Annotated in this window: 18 protein-coding genes; 11 read left to right on the top strand and 7 right to left on the bottom strand. The window is 66.5% G+C overall.

The annotated features are described in order from the left end of the window. Window positions 1–85: 85 nt before the first annotated feature. From G6N50_RS20535 to G6N50_RS20525, 3 genes are read right to left on the bottom strand one after another with little or no spacing between them, the layout of a single operon-like run. Window positions 86–880 carry a hypothetical protein gene (locus G6N50_RS20535; protein WP_232068795.1) on the bottom strand — a complete coding sequence of 265 codons (795 nt, stop codon included), beginning with the start codon at window positions 878–880 and terminating at the stop codon, window positions 86–88. Beyond that, window positions 880–1,182 (bottom strand): hypothetical protein, encoded by a 303-nt coding sequence (locus tag G6N50_RS20530; RefSeq protein ID WP_083094548.1) that lies wholly within the window; start codon window positions 1,180–1,182, stop codon window positions 880–882. Before G6N50_RS20530 ends, G6N50_RS20535 begins: the two co-directional genes overlap by 1 nt. A gap of 38 nt (window positions 1,183–1,220) precedes the next feature. Then, window positions 1,221–2,720, bottom strand: coding sequence for a class I adenylate-forming enzyme family protein (locus G6N50_RS20525; protein ID WP_083094549.1), 1,500 nt, complete (start codon window positions 2,718–2,720; stop codon window positions 1,221–1,223). Window positions 2,721–2,894: 174 nt separating this feature from the next. On the opposite strand from G6N50_RS20525, the gene G6N50_RS20520 reads away from it, so the two are divergent. From G6N50_RS20520 to G6N50_RS20480, 9 genes are all read left to right on the top strand, one after another. Continuing rightward, the gene (locus tag G6N50_RS20520) at window positions 2,895–4,049 is read left to right on the top strand and encodes a thiolase family protein (protein ID WP_083094550.1); all 1,155 of its coding nucleotides are present in this window, start codon (window positions 2,895–2,897) and stop codon (window positions 4,047–4,049) included. Window positions 4,050–4,075: 26 nt separating this feature from the next. After that, complete coding sequence (locus tag G6N50_RS20515) at window positions 4,076–5,296, top strand: cytochrome P450 (protein WP_083094551.1); 1,221 nt, start codon at window positions 4,076–4,078, stop codon at window positions 5,294–5,296. A 24-nt stretch (window positions 5,297–5,320) separates the two neighbouring features. Further along, window positions 5,321–6,811, top strand: coding sequence for a class I adenylate-forming enzyme family protein (locus G6N50_RS20510; RefSeq protein WP_083094552.1), 1,491 nt, complete (start codon window positions 5,321–5,323; stop codon window positions 6,809–6,811). Next, on the top strand, window positions 6,808–7,971 hold the full coding sequence (locus G6N50_RS20505; RefSeq protein ID WP_083094553.1) for an acyl-CoA dehydrogenase family protein: 1,164 nt from the start codon (window positions 6,808–6,810) through the stop codon (window positions 7,969–7,971). The genes G6N50_RS20510 and G6N50_RS20505 overlap by 4 nt, the downstream gene beginning before the upstream one ends. Before the next feature lie 127 nt (window positions 7,972–8,098). Further along, entirely contained in the window at window positions 8,099–9,250 is a 1,152-nt protein-coding gene (locus G6N50_RS20500) for an amidohydrolase family protein (RefSeq protein ID WP_232068794.1), read from the top strand. After that, entirely contained in the window at window positions 9,247–9,519 is a 273-nt protein-coding gene (locus tag G6N50_RS20495; RefSeq protein WP_083098488.1) for a hypothetical protein, read from the top strand. Before G6N50_RS20500 ends, G6N50_RS20495 begins: the two co-directional genes overlap by 4 nt. 30 nt (window positions 9,520–9,549) lie before the next feature. Continuing rightward, entirely contained in the window at window positions 9,550–10,695 is a 1,146-nt protein-coding gene (locus G6N50_RS20490; protein WP_083098490.1) for an acyl-CoA dehydrogenase family protein, read from the top strand. After that, window positions 10,692–11,885 (top strand): acetyl-CoA hydrolase/transferase C-terminal domain-containing protein, encoded by a 1,194-nt coding sequence (locus G6N50_RS20485; RefSeq protein ID WP_083098492.1) that lies wholly within the window; start codon window positions 10,692–10,694, stop codon window positions 11,883–11,885. The genes G6N50_RS20490 and G6N50_RS20485 overlap by 4 nt, the downstream gene beginning before the upstream one ends. Window positions 11,886–11,900: 15 nt before the next feature. Further along, a complete protein-coding gene (locus G6N50_RS20480) occupies window positions 11,901–12,812 on the top strand; it encodes an SDR family NAD(P)-dependent oxidoreductase (RefSeq protein WP_083098494.1) in 912 nt (303 codons plus the stop codon). Here G6N50_RS20480 and G6N50_RS20475 read toward each other — a convergent pair whose 3' ends face one another. From G6N50_RS20475 to G6N50_RS20460, 4 genes are read right to left on the bottom strand one after another with little or no spacing between them, the layout of a single operon-like run. Next, entirely contained in the window at window positions 12,813–13,601 is a 789-nt protein-coding gene (locus G6N50_RS20475) for an SDR family NAD(P)-dependent oxidoreductase (protein ID WP_083098496.1), read from the bottom strand. A 3-nt stretch (window positions 13,602–13,604) separates the two neighbouring features. Further along, window positions 13,605–14,558 carry a VOC family protein gene (locus tag G6N50_RS20470; RefSeq protein ID WP_083098498.1) on the bottom strand — a complete coding sequence of 318 codons (954 nt, stop codon included), beginning with the start codon at window positions 14,556–14,558 and terminating at the stop codon, window positions 13,605–13,607. Continuing rightward, window positions 14,558–15,769 (bottom strand): CaiB/BaiF CoA transferase family protein, encoded by a 1,212-nt coding sequence (locus tag G6N50_RS20465; protein ID WP_083098500.1) that lies wholly within the window; start codon window positions 15,767–15,769, stop codon window positions 14,558–14,560. Before G6N50_RS20465 ends, G6N50_RS20470 begins: the two co-directional genes overlap by 1 nt. Continuing rightward, a complete protein-coding gene (locus tag G6N50_RS20460) occupies window positions 15,766–17,259 on the bottom strand; it encodes an aldehyde dehydrogenase family protein (protein WP_083098502.1) in 1,494 nt (497 codons plus the stop codon). The genes G6N50_RS20465 and G6N50_RS20460 overlap by 4 nt, the downstream gene beginning before the upstream one ends. A 111-nt stretch (window positions 17,260–17,370) precedes the next feature. Here G6N50_RS20460 and G6N50_RS20455 point away from each other — a divergent pair, with 111 nt between their 5' ends. Together G6N50_RS20455 and G6N50_RS20450 are read left to right on the top strand one after the other, a co-directional pair. Next, window positions 17,371–18,579, top strand: a complete 1,209-nt coding sequence (locus tag G6N50_RS20455; RefSeq protein WP_083098584.1) for an acyl-CoA dehydrogenase family protein — start codon at window positions 17,371–17,373, stop codon at window positions 18,577–18,579. Next, on the top strand, window positions 18,579–19,577 hold the full coding sequence (locus G6N50_RS20450; RefSeq protein ID WP_232068793.1) for an acyl-CoA dehydrogenase family protein: 999 nt from the start codon (window positions 18,579–18,581) through the stop codon (window positions 19,575–19,577). The genes G6N50_RS20455 and G6N50_RS20450 overlap by 1 nt, the downstream gene beginning before the upstream one ends.

Below are 19,577 nucleotides of genomic sequence, written 5' to 3'. Positions count from 1 at the left end.
GCCCGCCACCGCGACTGCCGGGTGATCGAGACAACACGCGCGCCAAGGCGATTGGCGATCCACGCATCGATCGTCTGCTCGGCAGTCACGGGTTGGGCACCCAGGGGTTGTCGGGGAAGAACAGGATGCGCGCGATCACCAGCGGCAGCGTCAGGAACACCGCATAGAGAACATTCATAGCGACGATCCAAACGACGATCTGATACGCCCGTTGCCCGACGGTGGTGATGACGGCGCGCACGCCCAGCACCCGCTCGAACCAGGTGCGCCCGTCGGCACCGCAGCGGTCGAGGCTGGCAACCACGGCAACGGCGAAGACGGCCAACGGGACGCCTTGATAGATCAGCTGCAGGCCGCCCTTGTCGGTGTGGATCGTGGGACCGATCGATTCCAGATACTGGAACCAGTTCGTCACATAGGACACCCCGTCAGCGGTGACGAAGTTCCACAAGATGAACGGAACGAACACGGTGATCACCAGGGCAGCAACGTAATTTACTGAGGCATTGCGGCGGCGGAACCAGCGGAACAGGGCCAGGACCGCGGCGAATCCGCCTGCATAGAACCAGCCGTAGCCGGCCAACACGTACACCGGTTTGTTCGGGGTGGTGTACGGGCTCTTCCCCCAGGGCAGCAGCGACAGATCCGGGTTGTAGTACAGATAGGCACCCCAGTCGGCATAGAACTCCTGCCACCACATGGTGAAGCACCCGATGAACAGCAGCGCGGCGGTGTCGGGCCGGCCATTCTTGCGCCAGCGGTAGAGCAAGACCACGGCCACCAGACCGAAGACGATCCAACCGCCAATCTCCATCAGCCATGCGGCGTTTGACGGAGGCAGGGGCCCAGCGGCGAGCACGCCGTGGCTCGTACGTGTCATCAGTCGCTGGCCGGCAGCGGCTTGGCTTCCTTGAGCACCAACGGCGTCGCGCCGACGCTGAGTGACCCGGCACCGGCCTTGGTGACCAGCACCTCGGCGCCGCCGTCGTCGACGTAGCGCTTACCCATCGTGCTGCCCTCGGCGAAGGCCGGGTCGGGCGCGGCATCGGCGGGCCGCTCCGCGTCGAGCGGCAGCATCGGCCTGCCTCCGCAACGCAGATCGTCCAGGCTTTCAGCGGCTTTGACGACGATCACCTGGGTGTCACACACCTGGCTCTGCAGGCGCGTGCCGTTCTTGATCATGTCGGACTCCTTGCTGTCTCGAGGGAGAAGTTTCAGTTTCAGTGCTCGGCAGCCGCCGGCGTGAGGTCGTCGAGGATTTCCCGGCGCAGCACCTTGCCGGTCGGCGTGGTCGGGAGCTCCTCGCGGAACACGATGCGGTCCGGCGTACGCGACCCGCGCAGCGTGCGGCGGGCGAACTCGCGCAGCTGCTCGGGTGTCGGCGCGGCACCGGCCTCGGGCACGATCACCGCCACGATGATCTGCCCCCACTCGGCGTCATCCAGTCCGACGACGACGACCTCGCGGACATCGGGGTGCTCAACGAGCACGTCCTCGATTTCCGACGGAGCGATGTTCTCACCGCCGCGGATGATGGTGTCGTCGGACCGACCGCCGATGAAGAGGTAGCCGTCCTCATCGAGCATCGCAACGTCCCTGGTCGGAAACCAGCCCTCCGCATCGAGCACCGACCCGATCTCTGCGTACCGGCCCGACACCTGCGGGCCCCGCACGAACAGCTCACCAGCCTCGCCCGGCCCGAGCACGGCGCCGTCCTGCGCGCGGATCTGCACCTCGATGTCGGGGACCGGGCGACCGACCGAACTCAGTCGCCGGGCGACGGCGTCGTCCTGCGCCGAGTGGGCGAGGCGATGGTCCTCGGGCGTGAGCACCGCGATGGTCGAACTGGTCTCGGTCAGCCCGTAGGCGTTGACGAAGCCGACCTGCGGCAGCAGGTCGAGTGCCCGCCGGACCAGGGGACGCGCCACCTTCGATCCGCCGTAGGCGAAGTTGCGCAGCGACGGAAGCTCAGCGGACTGCTCCTCGAGGACCGCGACGATGCGGGACAGCATGGTCGGCACCACGGTCGCGGTGGTGACCCGCTCGTCGCGGACCAGCCGAACCCATTCCTGCGGGTCGAACCGGCGCAGGTACACGATCGAACGCCCGGCGTACAGGTTTGACAGTGCGGCGCCGACCCCCGCGATGTGATACGGCGGGACGCACACCAGCGCCGCGTCGGCGGGATCGGCAGAACCGAACTCGACGGTGCCGGTGACATAGCTGGTCAGGTTGTTGTGGGTCAGCTCAACGGCTTTGGGTCGCGACGTGGTGCCCGAGGTGAACAGCACCACCGCCACGTCGTCGGGGTCGGCGAAGGCCGAGACAGGCTCGGTGGATCGCGCGGCCTCGACGAACTCGTTGGACGTCATCATCGGCCGGCCGAAACCGGCCACGACGTCGCGGTAGTCGACGTCGACGACGATCAGCGGATCGGGCAGCCGGTCGATGAGCTGTCGTAACCCGTCGGCACTCAGTCGATAGTTCAGCGGCGTGAACGCCCGGTTCGCACGCGCCGACGAGAACATCAGCAGCGGGAGCAACACTCCCCCGGTGCCGACATAGACGACGTGGGACGCCCCGGATGCGGCAATCACGCCTGCGCCGCCGTCGGCGAGCTCGCTGAGACCCGCGCTCGTCAACCGAATGTCGCCGTCCACCAAGGCAACCCGGTCGGGCTCACCCGACGCCGCCATCTCCAGAAGCAACGAAATACTCAACGTCCCTCAGCCTTCACCTGTGAAGTCATGTGCTATCGCCGCTCTCCGGGCGGCGATCCGATTCTAGACTCAGGCCAACTAATCAGATATATAGTTATAGGCTTAGTGGCATCTGAGTCAACGCGCACTCCTGTCGCCGCCTGGTTCGACAGAGACCATGCTGGAGGGAATGTAATGAGCAGTACGCCCGAAATCGCCATCATCGGTGTCGGCCTTCATCCCTTCGGGCGGTACGAGGACCGCTCGGCGCTGGAGATGGGCGCGGTGGCGATCAGCAGGGCACTGCGCGACGCCGGGGTGCAATGGTCCGACGTCGGCAGCCTCTACGCGGGCAGCCTCGAGGTGGCCAACCCCGAGGCGGTGACCGGGCTGGCCGGAATGACCGGACTCCCGGCACGGGCCACGCTCAGCGGCTGCGCGACCGGTAACTCGCTGTTGACGCTCGCCGCGCGAGACGTCCAGCTCGGCGAAGCCGACATCGCGGTAGGCGTCGGCCTGGACAAGCATCCCCGCGGCGCGTTCGGCGCCGACCCGTCGGTGTCGGGGCTGCCGCAGTGGTACGGCGATCAGGGCATGTTCCTGACTACGCACTACTTCGGCACCAAGGTCATGCGCTACATGCACGACCATGGCATCACCGAAGAGACGCTGGCCCGCGTGGCGGCCAAGAACTTCGAAAACGGGGCGCTGGCGCCGCACGCGTGGCGCCGCAAGCCGATGAGCGTCGACGCGATCCTGAGCTCTCCGGTTGTGAATGCCCCACTGCGCCAATACATGTACTGCAACCCGAACGAAGGCGCTGCCGCCGTGGTGGTGTGCCGGGCCGATAAAGCCAAGCAGTACACCGACACCCCGATCTACCTTCGCTCGACCGCGCTGCGCAGCCGCCGCGAGGGCGCCTACGAGCTGTTGCGTACCTCGATCGAGCTACCCATCGTGCCCGGCACCACCGCCGAAGCCGCCCGCGCCGCCTACGAGCTGGCCGGCATCGGCCCCGAGGACATCGACGTTGCGCAAGTGCAGGACACCGACTCCGGGTCCGAGATCATCCACATGGCCGAGACGGGGCTGTGCAAAGACGGCGAACAGGAAGCGCTGCTCGCCGACGGCGCCACCAAGATCGGTGGGCGGCTACCCATCAACACCGACGGTGGCCTGCTGGCCAACGGCGAACCGGTCGGGGCGTCCGGCCTTCGCCAGGTCTACGAGCTGGTCCAGCAACTGCGCGGCACTGCGGGTGACCGTCAGGTGCCCAACGATCCGCAGGTCGGGCTGGCCCAGCTGTACGGCGCACCCGGAACCGCGGCCGTCGCCATCTTCTCCAAGTAGCCGCCAAAGCGAAGGGAATAGCGCCGATGACCGACACCCAGGCGGAGTCGCGCCCACGCGCCGAGGTTGACCTCGACCACCACTCGCCCGAGTTCCGCGAGGACCCCTACAGCCGGTTCCGCGAGATGCGCGAATCAGGCTGTCCGGTCGCACATTCCGAGCACTACGACGGATTCTGGGCGTTGGTCGACTACGCGTCTGTCTTCGAAGCGGCCCGCGACGACGACCTGTTCAACTCCTATCCGTCGGTGGGCGTGCCGGCCAGCGGCATACCGTTCCCGATTCTGCCCATCGAATCCGACCCGCCGCACACCCAGGAACTACGCGAGGTGACACTGCGGCAGTTCTCCCCCGGGTCTGCCGAGCGAGCCCGATCGGCGGCCGTCGACATCACCAATGCGGCGATCGACGAATTCATCGAACGCGGCGAATGCGACATCGTCGGCGAGTTGACGACGCCGGTCCCGGCACGGCTCATTCTGCGACTGCTCAAGTGGGATGAGTCGCGGGCGATGGACTGGGTGCACTGGGTGCACACCACCGTCCACGAGCGCGCCCATGACCCCGAAAAGGCCGGCATGGCCGGTATGGAGCTATTCGGCGAGATCAACAAGCAGATGGAGGAACGGCGCGCCGAGGGCCTGGGTGACGACCTGTTCAGCGACATATTGCGCGGCACTTTGGACGGTCAACCGCTCGACGACATCCAGATCACCATGTACGGCTTCCTGATGATGCTGGGTGGGATGGACACCACCAGCGGATTCACCGGCAACGTGCTGCTGCGGCTATGCCAAGACCCCGAGCTGCGCCGCCAACTGATCGCCGACCCGAGCCTGGTGAAAAACGGCACTGACGAACTGCTCCGGGTGTTCACCCCGACGCTTGGGCTGGCTCGCACGGTTTCGCGGGACACCGAATTCCATGGTCAGCCGATGTGCCAGGGCGACCGGGCGATCCTGATGTGGGCGGCGGCCAACCGCGACCCGGCCATGTTCGACGATCCCGACACACTCGACCTCTCCCGCGCGAACGCCAAGAAGCAGATGGCTTTCGGCGTGGGGATACACCGCTGCCTGGGCTCGCACTACGCCAAGATGATGTTCCAGGTCATGATCACCCAGATCTTGGAACGCCTGCCCGACTTTGAACTCGCCGGCGATTACGAACGATTCGAGGACGCCGGCGAGGTTTATGCGGTACGCAAGCTCCCGATCAAATTCACGCCCGGCCCGCGCGTGGGCTGACGGCCGGTAGAACGGGAGAACACGGTGACGGCTGGCACCATCGCCGGGCTGCTGGACGAGTGCGCCGCCGGCCGGCCGGATCGTCCTCTGCTGCGCGACGTCGCCGGCGAGACACTGACGGTGCCCCAGGTTGCCGGGCTGGCAGCGGAGGCCGCGGGATGGTTGGCCGACGCGGGTGTGCGTCCCGGCATGACGGTCGCCTGGCAGCTGCCCTCGCACGTCAACGCCGCGGTGGTGATGCTGGCGCTGGCCCGCATGCCGGTCGTGCAAGCCCCTGTGTTGCACCTCTATCGGCGCCGCGAGGTGTGCGCGGCAGTCGATGTCGCGCGCGCGGACATCCTCCTGGTTGACGAGTCGACGACCGCCAACGCTCCACCCGGGTTACCGACGATCACGGTGCCTGACGACCTCGTCAGCCGGCTCCAGACGTCGCCGGCCACCAGCACCGACGACGCGGCACCCCACTCCCCAGCGGAGCCGCGCTGGGTGTACTTCACGTCGGGAACCACCGGGCGCCCGAAAGCCGTACACCACACTGACGCCACCCTGCTCAGCGCCGCGAGCGGTTACGTCGACCATCTCGGTGTGGGCTCCCATCCTCGGGAAGTCGGCACGATCGCGTTCCCCATCGCACACATCGGGGGCATGGTCTATCTCGCCACGGCTCTGTTCGGCGACTTCCCGGTATTGCTCATTCCCAAGGTTTCCGCCGATGACCTGCCTCGGCTGCTCGCCGAGCACCAGGTGACGGTGACCGGGGCAAGCACCGCGTTCTACCAGATGCTTCTCGCCGCCCAATTGGCCGCGCCGACAAGCGAATCGCTGGTGCCGTCGCTGCGGATGCTGATCGGCGGGGGTGCCCCGTGTCCGCCCGAGGTGCACAAGCAGGTGCGAGAACACCTGGGCGTACCCGTCGTGCACGCCTACGGGATGACCGAGGCACCGATGATCTGCGTCAGCGAGGCCACCGACACCGACGAGCAACTGTTCAGCAGCTCAGGCCGACCCATCCCGGGATCGCAGGTGCGGATCGCGGCGAGCGGCGAGATCGAGCTGCGCGGCGCCAACCTGACACCGGGATACCTGCAGGGCGAGCAATGGGCGAACGCGCTAACCGCGGACGGATGGTTCCGCAGCGGCGACATGGGCTACCTCCGTCCGGACGGGCGCATCGTGGTCACCGGCCGCACCAAGGATCTGATCATCCGCAAGGGCGAGAACGTAGCCCCTGACGAGATCGAGAACGAACTGCTGGCCCACCCGCTGGTCGACGAGATCGCGGTGCTCGGCCAGCCCGACGAACTACGCGGTGAGCTGGTATGCGCGGTGGTGCGTCGTTCGCCACGCCATCGTGACGTCACCCTCGAGGAGCTCTGCACGTTCCTTGACGAACGCGGGCTGATGAAGCAGAAGTGGCCCGAGCGGCTGGTCCTGGTCGACGAGTTCCCGCTGACGGGGCTCGGCAAGGTCGCCAAGTCTGAGCTGGCCCGGCAGATCGCAGGAGGAGCCCGATGACGGCGTTGTCCGCTGACGAACGTCAGGAACTCTCGCAGTCCGTACGCTCTGCCTGCGAGCGACTGGCACCCGAGGAGCGAGTGCGCACGGTCGCCTACGGCAATGGGGGCCACGGCGGCGAAGACGGGCACTCCAGCTTTGACACGACGCTGTGGGACGTGCTGTGCCACCAGGTGGGCGTGGCCGCCATCGCGCTGCCCGAGCACCTCGGCGGCGCAGGGTACGGCGCGTCCGCGCTGGGGGTGGTCGCCCACGAACTCGGCCGCGCGCTGGCCCCGGTGCCGTTCCTGAGTTCGACGGTGCTGGCCACCGGCCTGCTGCTCGACCTGACCGAGCACGATCCCGACGCGGACAAGCGACTCACCGGGCTCATCGAAGGTCGCCGCACCGCCGCCGCTGCTCTCACCGGCGACGGCGGGTTATGGCGTCGGTCCGCAGTGACGCTTAGCGCCGGCCACACCGGGGGCGACTGGTGCATCGACGGCACGGTGCGCCACGTGCTGGGCGGCAGCGCCGCGGACGACCTCGTCGTGGTTGCCATCGCCGAGGATGGCGAGCCGGCGGTGTTCCTGCTCGACCCGGCCGTCGACGGCGTCGTCGCCGAGCCCGAACGTGTACTCGACGGCACCAGACCGATGGCCACCATCACGCTGAGCTCAGCGCCGGCGTTGCGGCTGTCCGGCGACGCCCCAATCGGTGACGTCGTCGACCGCAACGTCGACCTGGCGCTGGCGGTGCTGTCGGCCGAGCAGGTCGGCGCGTGCGAACGGGTGCTCGAGATCGCCACCGACTACGCGCGCACGCGCGAGCAGTTCGGCCGGCGGATCGGCAGCTTCCAGGCCATCAAGCACAAGTGCGCCGACATGCTGGTCGATCTCGAGTGGGCCCGGTCGGCCTCGCAGGCGGCTCTGGAGGCGCTCGACGATGCGGATGGCGCGGCCGCCGGCGAAGCGGACTGGCGCGCCAGCATGGCCAAGGCGGTGTGCTCGGAGGCGCTGAACAACGCAGCGAAGGCGAACGTACAGATTCACGGCGGCATCGGCTTCACCTGGGAGGATTCCGCGCACCTGTACTTCCGGCGCGCCCGGACGGACGAGGTGATCTTCGGCGGTCCGGGCCAGCACTGGGACCGGCTCTCGGCGCTGGCCAAGCTGCTGTAGGCGGGAGCGACAGGGCCGGCCGGAGTTTCCTTGCTCGTCTTCCACGCGGGCGACTAGACTCACCTGGAAATAACTAAATGTTTTTATGTTTCGACCCCATTGCGCACACATCCTTGAGGAGCCACCCGTGCCGCTGCAGCCCTGGATGGAATTGATCTCCGTTGACGATCACCTGATCGAACATCCGAAGGTCTGGAGTGATCGGTTGCCCACCAAGTACCTGGAGGCGGGTCCGAAGATCATCGAGTGGGAGCGCCCCGATACCAAGGCGATGTGTCAGGTCTGGGAATACGAGGGCCGGATCTACCCCTACATCGGGCTCAACGCGGTCGCGGGCAAGAGGCCCGAGGAGTACGGCATCGAACCGGTGCGCTACGACGACATGATCCCCGGTTGCTACGACCCCAAGGCGCGGGTGGCCGACATGGACATCGACGGCGTGCAGGCGATGACGTGCTTCCCGTCGTTCCCCCGTTTTGCCGGCGCGGTGTTCGCCGAGGGCGAGGACAAGGAACTCGCCAAGTTGTGCTCGGCGGCCTGGAACGACTTTCACCTCGACGAGTGGGCCGCCACCGCGCCCGACCGATTCGTCCCCGTCGCGATGCTGCCGTTCTGGGACGTCGAGGCCAGCGTCAAGGAGATCCACCGTGTCGCCGCTAAGGGCGCGAAATGCGTGACCTTCCCCGACCTGCCCGACCGGCTCGGCCTGCCCTCGGTCCATTCCGATCACTGGGACCCGCTGCTGTCGGCGATGGAGGACACCGGCCTGGTGCTGGCTCAGCACTTCGGTTCTGGTGGCTTCCCGCCGCCGATTGCTCCGGATGCCCCTTTCGCGGTGTTCGTCACGCTGATGGGGACCATGTCGATGACCTCGATGACGGACTGGCTGTTCTCCAACACTCTCTACCGGCACCCGAAGTTGAAGATCGGCCTGTCCGAGGGCGGCATCGGTTGGATCCCCTACATCTTGGAGCGCGCCGACAGCGTGTGGCGTAAGCACCGCTTCTACAACAACATCAACCAGGATCACCCGCCGAGCTACCTGTTCAAGAAGCACATTCACGGCTGCTTCATCGAGGATGACTTCGGCGTGGAGATGCGACACATGATCGGCGTCGACAAGATCACCTGGGAGTGCGACTACCCGCACTCGGATTCGTTCTGGCCACAGAGTCGCGAGCGCGCGGCACAGGCGCTGGAGAAGGTACCCGACGACGAGGTGCACCGCATCGTGGAACTGAATGCCCGTGAGTTCTACAACTTTCCGCGGGCGGCGTGACCGGCGACGAAGCGAAGGATCGAACAGGCGTGGAGCGCATCGAGCAGCTTCCCCGGTCAGACTGGACCGACCAAGACCTCCTCACCAAAGACGAGGCCCGCGAACGCCTCGTCGAGGAGATCGGCCGCACCCAGGCCCGACTGGCGGAGGTGCAGGCCCGCGGGGGGGACCCCGCACACATCGAGGCGGAAGTCACGCTGCTGGCCCGTCGACTCAATGCGATGGAGTCTGTCCGCGATGAATACAACGACTATCTCGACGGGAAGTGATTCCGACCCGTCCTACACCTAGGAGCGCCAGTGTCGGCTTCACCTGACCTCGCCGAGGATATCGACGCACTGCGTGCGGAGATCCGCGCGTTCCTCGGCAGTGCCCCCAAACCGGTCGGCCTGCGGAACTACGGGCCGACGCCCACGACGGATGACGTCGAACCGGGGCGGACGTGGCACCGCTACCTCGCTGACCACGGCTACACCTGCCTGCACTGGCCGCGCGAGTTCGGCGGCGCCGCAGCGTCAGTGGCGTACCAGGCCATCTTCGCCGAGGAGTGCGCGCGGGCAGGCGTGCCCCGTCAGCTGAACATCACCGGCGCCGACCTGGTCGGTCCGGTGCTGATCAAGTTCGGCACGCCGGATCAGAAGGATCGTCACCTGGAAGCGATCCGACTCGGCGAGGCCGTCTGGACTCAGTTGTTCTCCGAACCGGGCGCGGGGTCGGATCTGGCCGGCGTGCGCACTCGGGCCGAGCGCACCGCGACGGGCTGGCGAATCGACGGCCAAAAGGTGTGGAGTTCGGCTGCCGCATCGGCCGACTACGGGCTGCTGCTGGCCCGCACCGGCCCGGACAAGCACCGAGGCTTGTCGATGTTCGTGGTCGCGATGGACACCCCAGGTGTCACGGTGCGCCCGCTGATGCAGATGGACGGTGAGAGCAAGTTCAACGAAGTCTTCTTCGACGGCGCCGAACTCGACGACGACGCGCTGATCGGTGAGGTTGGTCAGGGCTGGACAGTGGCGATGGTGACGCTCGGCCGTGAGCGTCTGACGTTGGGTTCGCAGGCGGTATCGATGTTCCGCCTGCACGAACGCATGGTGGATGCTGCTCGTGACCACGACCTGCTCGACCCGGTGCTGTCGCGGTCGATGACCCGGTTGTGGGCCAGGATGTGGCTGCTGCGCTACACCTGGCAGCGCGCCATCGACTCGGGCGACCTGACGTCTCCGGCCTTCTCGGTGCTCAAGCTGATGACCTCGGAGACCGATCAGGACCTGGGCGATATGGCGACCGATGTGCTGGGTACCGACGCGTGCACCGACCCGGGGGACGACGACCTGGTGCACCACATGCTGGTCGGGCGGGCGCAGACGATTCTCGGCGGCACCAGCGAAATCCAGCGCAACATCCTCGGCGAGCGGGTGCTCGGGCTTCCCAAAGAACCGAAATGACAGCAAGTTTGACCGCGGCCGACTTCACCGCCGCGCTGCGCGACGTGCTGCGCCCAGGGATGACGGTCGCCCTCGGCGACGGAGTGGGCGCACTGCGCTGCCTCGACGACGGCGCGTCGATCGGCGCGACACTGAGCGCCGCGTCCGCCGAGGTCGGCTCGATGCGGCTGGTGCTGGGCTGGCTGCCCGCCCCGATCGACGGCCTCGATGCCGACGCATTCTCCGAAGTGGTTGCGCTGATGCCCGGGTGGGGCGTGCGGGAGATACTGCGCAGCCCGAAGGCGCGGTTCCTGCCGACGCGGCTGGCGGCGATTCCCGCGCTGCTCGCTGATGTAATGCGGCCCGACGTGCTGCTCACCCGGCTGGTACGTCGCGATGACGTGCTGCAGTTCGGCACCGAGGTGTCCTGGCAGCGTGGCGTAATCGACAGCGGCACAAAGACTCTCGCGGTCGTCGACACGTTGGCACCTGCGGCGGACGCCGAGCCTGCACTCGACACGTCGGGCGTCGAAGTGCTCGGCACAGTCGACAGCGGGCCGGCGCGAGTACCGGAGCGCGAACCCGAGCCGATTCACGACGCGCTCGCCGACGCGGTCCTGCAGTTGATTCCGGATGGCGCCCGGATCCAAACTGGCCCAGGTCAACTCGGCACCGCACTGCTGCGACGGGCGCAGGTGCCGTTGCACGTCGACACCGGGCTGCTTACCGATGCCGTCGTCGACCTCGACCGGCGCGGCCTGCTGGCGGGGACACCGTCGGCGACGTATCTACTGGGTAGTCAGTCGCTCTACGACTGGGCCGACGGGCGCCCGATCCTGCGCGGGCTCGACTACACCCATGACCTGACCCGGCTGTCACGCGGGCTGCCGCTGGTGGCGGTGAACACAGCCATCGAGATCGATCAGTACGGGCAGGTCAACGTCGAAGGTGTGCGCGACAAAGTGGTCGGTGGGATCGGCGGGCACCCTGACTATTGCGCCGCGGCCCGGATGAGCAGCGGTGGACTGTCGATCATCGCCGTTCCGACCCGGGTGAAGGGGCGCTCACCGCTCGTCGAGCAGCTCAGCCGGCCAGCCTCCACCCCCGCCCACGACGTCGACCTGATCGTCACCGAGTCCGGACACGTCGACCTGCGCGCAGCGGACTGGTCACAGCGCCGCACGCTCATCGCCGAATTGTTCACACAATGAAGGAGATAACGCGCGATGCCTGAAGGTCCCCTGACCGGCAAGGTCGTCCTGGTCACGGGCGGCGGACGAGGTATCGGCCGTGGCCACTGCCTCGAGTTGGCCAAGCAGGGCGCGGCCGTCGTGGTGAACGATCCAGGCGTCGGCCGGGATGGCTCCAGCGGCGACGGGGACGGCCCGGCGGCCGACGTCGTCGCCGAAATCGAGGCGGCTGGCGGCAAGGCTGTCGCACACACCGGTTCGGTGTCGGCATGGGACGACGTCGCCGACATGATCGCGACCGCCGTCGACACGTTCGGCTCACTGACCGGTGTGGTGAACAACGCAGGCATCCTGCGTGATTCGATGGTGGCCGCCGCGAGCGAGGCCGATTGGGACGCCGTCATCGCCGTGCACCTCAAGGGCACCTTCGCCGTCACCCGGAATGCCTGCGAATATTGGCGCGCTCAGTTCAAGGCAGGCAACCCGATTGACGCGCATATCGTCAACACGGTGTCCGGCGCGGGCCTGTGGGGCAACGTCGGGCAGAGCGCCTACGGTGCGGCCAAGGCCGCGATCGCGAACCTGACCGTCGTCACAGCGATGGAGGCGAAGCGTTACGGTGTTGCGGTCAATGCGATCTCACCGCTCGCGATGTCGCGAATGACCGCCGACGTGTTCAGCGGCCGGGCCGACGATCCCGCGTTGGATCCCGCCCGCAGTTCCGCCGTGGTGGCCTGCCTGCAGTCTGCGGAGTCTTCCTGGCTCACCGGGCAGATCCTCCGTATCAACGGCGACAAGCTCACCCGCATCGAGGGCTTTACCGAAGCGCCGGGCGCCTACCACGCTAAAGACGGTGCCGCCCTGACGTTTTCGGAGATCGGGCAGGCTGTCAGCTGGCTCTACGGCACCTCACCCCGCGGGCTGGCCGGACCGCTGCCGACGTCCTGACTAGGGCGCCCCGCCATCGGCATAGATGGTCTGCCCGGTGACGAACGCACAGATGTCGGACAGTAGGAAAGCGATCAGTGCGCCGATCTCATCCGGCTGGCCGGGGCGACCGAGCGCGGCGTCGAACCCGAAGTCCTCCACCAGCGCCCGCTCGAGTGCCTCGTCGTAGGGATAGCCCTTGCATTCGGCGACATACCCGCGGATGGCATGCAGTGCATCGGTTTCCACCGCGCCGGGAGCAACGCTGTTGGCACGGATGCCCGATTTGCCGTGGGTGCGCGCGATGCCGCGAGTGAACGTGGCAACCGCCGCCTTGAGGCTCGCATACGGCAGGCGCGGCTCGTGCGGCGAGCGGGCCGAGTACGCGGCGGTAGTCACAATCGCACCCCCGTTGACCGCGAGGTGCGGCAACGCCGCTTGCACGCTGCGGGTGGTCGCCAGCAAGACGTCGTGAAATGCGGTGTCCCAGGCGTCGTCGTCGGATTCGATCGGCATCATCCCGGCGGTGCCCATGGTGATGGCGATGCCGTCGAGTCGGCCGAGTATCCCGACCGCTTCGTCGACGGCGGCCAATGCTGCTCCGGGCTGACTCACGTCGGAGGCCAGGCCGTGCGCTGCGGCCGCGCCAGCGGCGACGAGTTCTTCCGCGGCGTTCTTGCCCCGCTCGGCGTCACGCCCGACCATCACGACCGACGCACCCTCGCGGGCCAGCGCCCGCGCTGCCGCCAGCCCCATGCCCGCAGTTCCACCGACGACGACATAACCCTTGCCGCGTACTCCCAGATCCAACGCTCAACCCTTTGCCGGAGTGAAGTACTTCAGCGGCCGCTCGACGAATTCGAAGACCACCCCGTCGGGCGAACGCAGGAAAGAGATGTACAGCCCGTCAATCTTCGTTCCCGGCAGCGGGCACCACACCGGATCACCCATCACCTCAACCGAATCCGGGACCAACGACATCGCCGCCTCGGTGTTCTCCACCCGCAGCGCGCACCGGTACAGCCCTTGATGATTCCCGCCCCACGGCACCGGATCCGCCTTGCGGGTGTCGGGATGCTCCACAACGGTAAGGCTGAACTGATGCGCGTCCTCAGCAAGGGCGTACCGCGACACCGTGCATTTGACGGGATTGGGCGATCCACCGGGCGTGAGCTGGTCGCCGACGACCTCAACCTGCGCCGCGACCTCCACCTCGTCGAAACCGATGGCAGTGAGGAACTCGCCCGTCGCGGCTGCGTCGATCGAAGCGATACGGATTCCGGCGAACACCGCCCCCGGCTTGTCGCTCGGGGCTTCGGCGAGCTCGATGACCGCGCCGTCCGAGTCGAGCGCGAGAACCGATTTGGAGCCGGAGATCAGCCCGTCGACCGGCCCACTCAAGGTGATGCCAACGTCGCGCAGCGCCGTGACGGTAGCGTCGAGATCGGCCACCGTCAGCAGCGTCGACCGGATGCCGGGACGAGTCGGGTCGCTGTTCCGGTCGGCTTTTAGCGCCGGCTTGTGAAACTCGATGGCCTCCAAGGCACATCCCGCGCGGCCGCCTCGGGAGTCGTAGAGAAACGATGTCTCACAGAATGTTTCGTCGCCGTCGATGCCCAGGATGCTGCCGTTGGTCGGAACTTTGGGATCGGTGCGCATGCGCGCCGAGAGTCCGAGCTGCCCGACGTAGAGCCTCTCGGTGGTGTCCAGCGATTCACAGTTGAGGTTGACGTGCAGGAATCGCCGCGCAAGTTCGTCGGAACCCACTACAGCACAACCGAATTGATTTTGAAGTCGATGATCTCCTCCTCGCTGAAGCCGAGTTCGGCAAGCAGCGCGTCGGTGTGCTCGCCGTGGCCGGGCGCACATGTCAGGTCTAAGGGAGTCTCGTCGAACTGCACGGGACTGGCCGCCAGTGCGAACTTGTTGTCGTTCGCATCGGAAACCTTGGGCAGATACCCGTTGGCGATCGCCTGTGGATCACTGTGCACCTCGTGAGCGGTATGCATCACGTCCCACACGCCGTCGAAACCGGCGAATGCCTTCTCCCAGTGTGAGAGATCCTGAGACTCAAAGGCGTTGCGCAACTCGCCGATGCATTCTTTGCGGTTGCCGAACCGCGCCACCGCGCTGGCGAACCGCTCGTCCTCGATCAGGTCGGCGCGGCCCAGCCGGGTGCAGAAGTCCGCCCAGAATCGGTCGGCCTGCAGTAGCACGAACGCGATGAATCGGTTGTCGCGCGTCTTGTAGATGCTGGCCACCGGGTTGGGCATCTCGTCCAGTTTGAACTTAGGGATGTCCTGACCGGTGACGCCGGCACCGACGATATCCGGACCCAACTGCCAGATCGCGGCGTTGAGCAGCGAGACGTCCACCACCGACGGTTCGCCGGTGCGCTCGCGTTTCACCAGGGCCGCCGCGATACCTCCCGCGATCGCCAACCCGCCGTAGGAGTCACCGAATGCCGGGCGCTGAATCGGCGGGTACGACCCGTCACCCGCCGAATAGGCATCGCCGATACCGCCGCGCGCCCAATAGGCAGCCAGATCGAAGCCGCCCTGCGAGGCGAGGTCGCCACGGGTGCCGTAGCCGTGGCCGCGGGCATAGATGATCTTGGGGTTGCGCGCACGCACCTGCTCGACGTCGATCCCCATCCGTTGACGCGAGTCCGGCAGCAGGTTCGTGACGAAGACGTCGGCGGTTTCGATCAGCTTCATCAGCAGCTCCAAACCCGCCGGAGTGGAGGTGTCTAGGCCGATGCTGCGCTTGCCGCGGTTGGGCTGCTCGACGAAGTGGTTGACTCCCCCTGCGCCGGTGACGATCCCGGAGCTGATCAGGCCACGCTGCGGATCACCGGTTTCCGGGTGTTCGACCTTGATGACGTCCGCGCCCCAGTCGGCCAGCACCGCGCCGGCGGCGGGAACGAACGTCCAGGCGGCCAACTCAACGACACGGATTCCGCTGAGGATATCGCTCATAGGGGGTAGCCGATCGTCTTGGTCTGCAGGTGCTGCTCGAAGCCCTCGATGCCGTTCTGCCTGCCGATGCCGCTCATCTTGTATCCACCGAACGGGGCGTCGGCGCCGTAGTACATGCCGGTGTTGATCATCAGCGAGCCCGTGCGGATACGGCGGGCGACCGCCATCGCCCGCTCGTTGGAGCCGTGGATTCCGCCGGCCAGCCCGTAGTTGGAGTTGTTCGCCATCTCGACGGCGCCGTCGTCACCGCCGTCGTACGGAGTGATGGACAGCACCGGCCCGAAGACCTCCTCCTGGAAGATCGTGTGGTCCGGTGCGACATCGGCAACGACGGTCGGTGCCACGAAGTATCCCCGGTCCAGACCGTCGGGCACGCCGCCGCCGGCAGTGATCCGGCCGCCTTCGGCCTTGGCGGTCTCGATGTATTTGAGCACCCGGGCCTGTTGCTTGGCCGACACCAACGGCCCGCAGAAGGTATTCGGATCCGCGGGGTCACCGACGGTAAGGGAGCTGAATGTCGCCGAGGCGACCTCGACGGCCTGGTCGTAATGCGAGCGCGGCACCAGCATCCGGGTGGCCAGCGCACAGCCCTGCCCGGAATGCATCAGTGCCCCGATACAGCCGGGCAGTGCCATGCTCATGTCGGCGTCGTCGAGTATCAGATACGCCGACTTGCCGCCGAGCTCGAGCATGTTGCGCTTCATGGTGTCCCCGGACAGCCGCTGGATGAGCTTGCCGACCGCGGTTGATCCGGTGAAAGACACCATGTCGATCCGCGGGTCGGTGGCGAGCACCTGCGCGATGTCGTTGTCCGACGCCGGGACGATGTTGACGACACCAGCCGGAATGTCGGTCTTCTCGGCGATGATCCGGCCCCACCGCAGCGCGCTCCACGGCGTCTCGACGGCGGGCTTGAGCACCATCGTGTTCCCGGTGGCCAGGATCTGACCCACCTTGTTGCTGATGATCTCGAACGGGAAGTTCCATGGCGTGATGGCGCCGACGACGCCCATCGGCTCCTTGACCACGACGCGGTTGTACGGCACGCCCATCTTGGCGTCCTGGTCGAGCATCCGCTCCCAGGCGAACTTCGAGATGTATTGCGCCGGCCACCGGATCGCATCGGCCAGCGGCCATTCCAGCTGCGCGATGTAGGTCATCCCGACCGTCGCGCCGACTTCGGCGATCAGCTCGGCGCGAATGTCTTCTTTTTCCTGCTGCAACGCGTCGTGCAACTGCATCAGGCAGTGTTGCCGGAACTCGTGGTTGGTCGACCAGTCGGTGGTGTCGAACGCACGGCGGGCGGCGGCGATGGCCTCCGCCATGTCCTCGGCACTGGCGTCGGCGGCGAATCCCAGCACTTCTTCATTGGCCGGGTTGACGTTTTCGACGGTCTTTCCGGTCGATGAGTCACGCAGCCGGCCGTCGATGAACAGCCGGGTCTCGGGGTTGAAGTTGACGGTGGCAGCGGCGACGGGTGAAGCCGTCATTGGCGATCCCTCTCACTGAAGTAGCGGCGTGGGTTATTGTAACCTTTTATAGCTAACTGTTTAGCGGATTCTGGCTTGCGCCCGAGTCCGGGCACCTATGAAGGGGGTCAGTTGTCCGCCCCTGTCGACAGCACCGTGGCTAGTGTTCGCCACCCTGAGTACCTGTCCGACGTCGCAGCCTACCGTCAGGATTTCCGCAATTGGCTCAGCGAGTTGGACTGGGCCGACGCATGGCGCACGACGGCGTTCGATACAGCCGAAGACGAACTCGCCTACCACGCCACGGTCCTCGCTCGCGTCTACGAGGCCGGCTGGAATCGGTACGGCTGGCCGGAGACGGCGGGCGGATTCGGAGGCACCGAGATCCACCGCGCGGTGTACTTCGAAGAGTTGGCTGCGGCGATGCTGCCGGTTCCGGAACAGCACTGGACCCTTGAAGTGCTCGGACCTGCCCTGCTCAAGTACGCACCAGAGCTGGCCGCCGCGTATCTGCCGAACTATTTGCGTGGCGCGGAGTGGTGGGGTCAGGGCTTTTCCGAACCCGAATCCGGCAGCGACCTGGCCGGGCTGCGATGCCGGGCTACGGACGACGGCGCAGGCGGCTTCGTCCTCAACGGGCAGAAGATCTGGACCAGTCAGGGCCCGACCGCTACCCGATTCTTGGTGCTGGTGCGCACCGGCACACCGGAGAGCCGTCATCGTGGGCTGAGCACCCTGTTGGTCGATTCCGATGCTCCCGGGGTCACGGTGCGACCTATTACGTTGGCCAGCGGTCGCCGCGAATTGGCCGAGGTGTTCTTCGACGATGTCCGGGTGCCGCGTGAGCGGCTGATCGGCGACGTCGACGCCGGCTGGGGCGTGGTCATGCATCTGATGCAATACGAGCGCGGCATGTACGGCTACGCCGTGCTGACCACCGCACTGACTGAGCTGAGCCGGCTGCGGGCCGTGATGGCCGTCCACGGTGCGTCATCTGCCCACCGCGAACGCTTCGCACAGCTGTATGTGGCGGTGGTCGCCGCGCAGGCCCGTGCGGCAACCACAGTGCGCGCGCTGGCCGAGGGTCGGATGGTCGGTCCGAACAGCAGCATCGACAAACTTCTGTTCGCCAAGGCCGAAAAGGAGATCAACGACCTCACTCTCGACGTACGGCGGGAGTGGATGATCGCCGGGGTGGGCGCCGAGGGCGGCAAGGAGCTCGATGCCGTACGCGCGAAATGGTGGTACACCCGCGCCGCGACCATCATGGGCGGCACCGCCGAGGTGCAACGCGGCATCATCGCCGATCACCTGCTCGGGCTGCCGAAGGAGAAGCGGTGATGGGCGCTCCCACAGTCGACGAATCATGGCCGATGGTTGAGGAAGCCGTCTTCCGGCTGTTCGACGAACTGGCCGCCAAGGGGACCGACGAACACCTTTCGGTCGGACCGCCACTGGCCGAACTGGGGTGGTCAGACATCGAGATTGAATACCCGATTCAGGCTTGCGAGTTGCTGTTTCGGGCCCAGGGCCGGTCGCTGCTCAACTCCGACTCACTGAACAGGGTCTTGCTGGCCGAGTTGGCCCCGGTGCAAGACGGCGCGGTCGACGGCATCGTGCTGCCGGCGATTGCTGACGGCTACCGTCCGAGCGCTGATGCCGAGCGGGTCCGCGGAATCCTGCTCGGGCCGATGCCGAGCAATGGACGACTGGTTGTCCCGGTGTCGAGCCCGAAGGGCACGGTGTCAATCGGGATTATCGACGCCGACGGTCTTGACGCCGAGAGGCTCGACACCTTCGACCCGTCGGCATATTGGACGCAGGTCACCGGGCCGATGACCAGCGAGCTGGTCGACGCCTCGGCTGAATGGAGTCATGCGATCGCCGCGGCGCACCGCGCTTTGGCCACCGAACTGGTCGCGCTGGCGGACGAAGCGCTTCGTATCGCCGTTGAACACGTGAGCGTCCGCATCCAGTTTGGTGCACCCATCGGATCGTTCCAATCGCCGCGTCATCTACTCGCCGACGCATCAGCGGGTCTGGAAGGTGCGCGCGCATTGCTCGGCGAAACATGGCAATACGGCGGGGAACTCTCCGCGTTGACCGCGAAGGCCGCCGCCGGGCGAGCCCATCGGGCAGTGTCCGACGCGACTCTGCAGGTATGCGGTGCGATCGGGCTGACCATCGAACACGAGCTGCACCGGTATGTGAGCCGTGGTTTCCAGATCGACTCCCTCTTCGGCTCCTACCAGCAACTCGAGGCACTGCTTGCCGACTGCCTCTTTGCCGACGACTCCCCCGAAGGGACCTTGCCCTCCATCGTGTCCTCGACCAATTAG

Source organism: Mycobacterium mantenii, assembly GCF_010731775.1.
GTDB classification, from domain to species: Bacteria; Actinomycetota; Actinomycetes; order Mycobacteriales; family Mycobacteriaceae; genus Mycobacterium; species Mycobacterium mantenii.
Note: the sequence above shows the minus strand (reverse complement) of the source record. Positions and strands in the feature narration are given on the sequence as shown.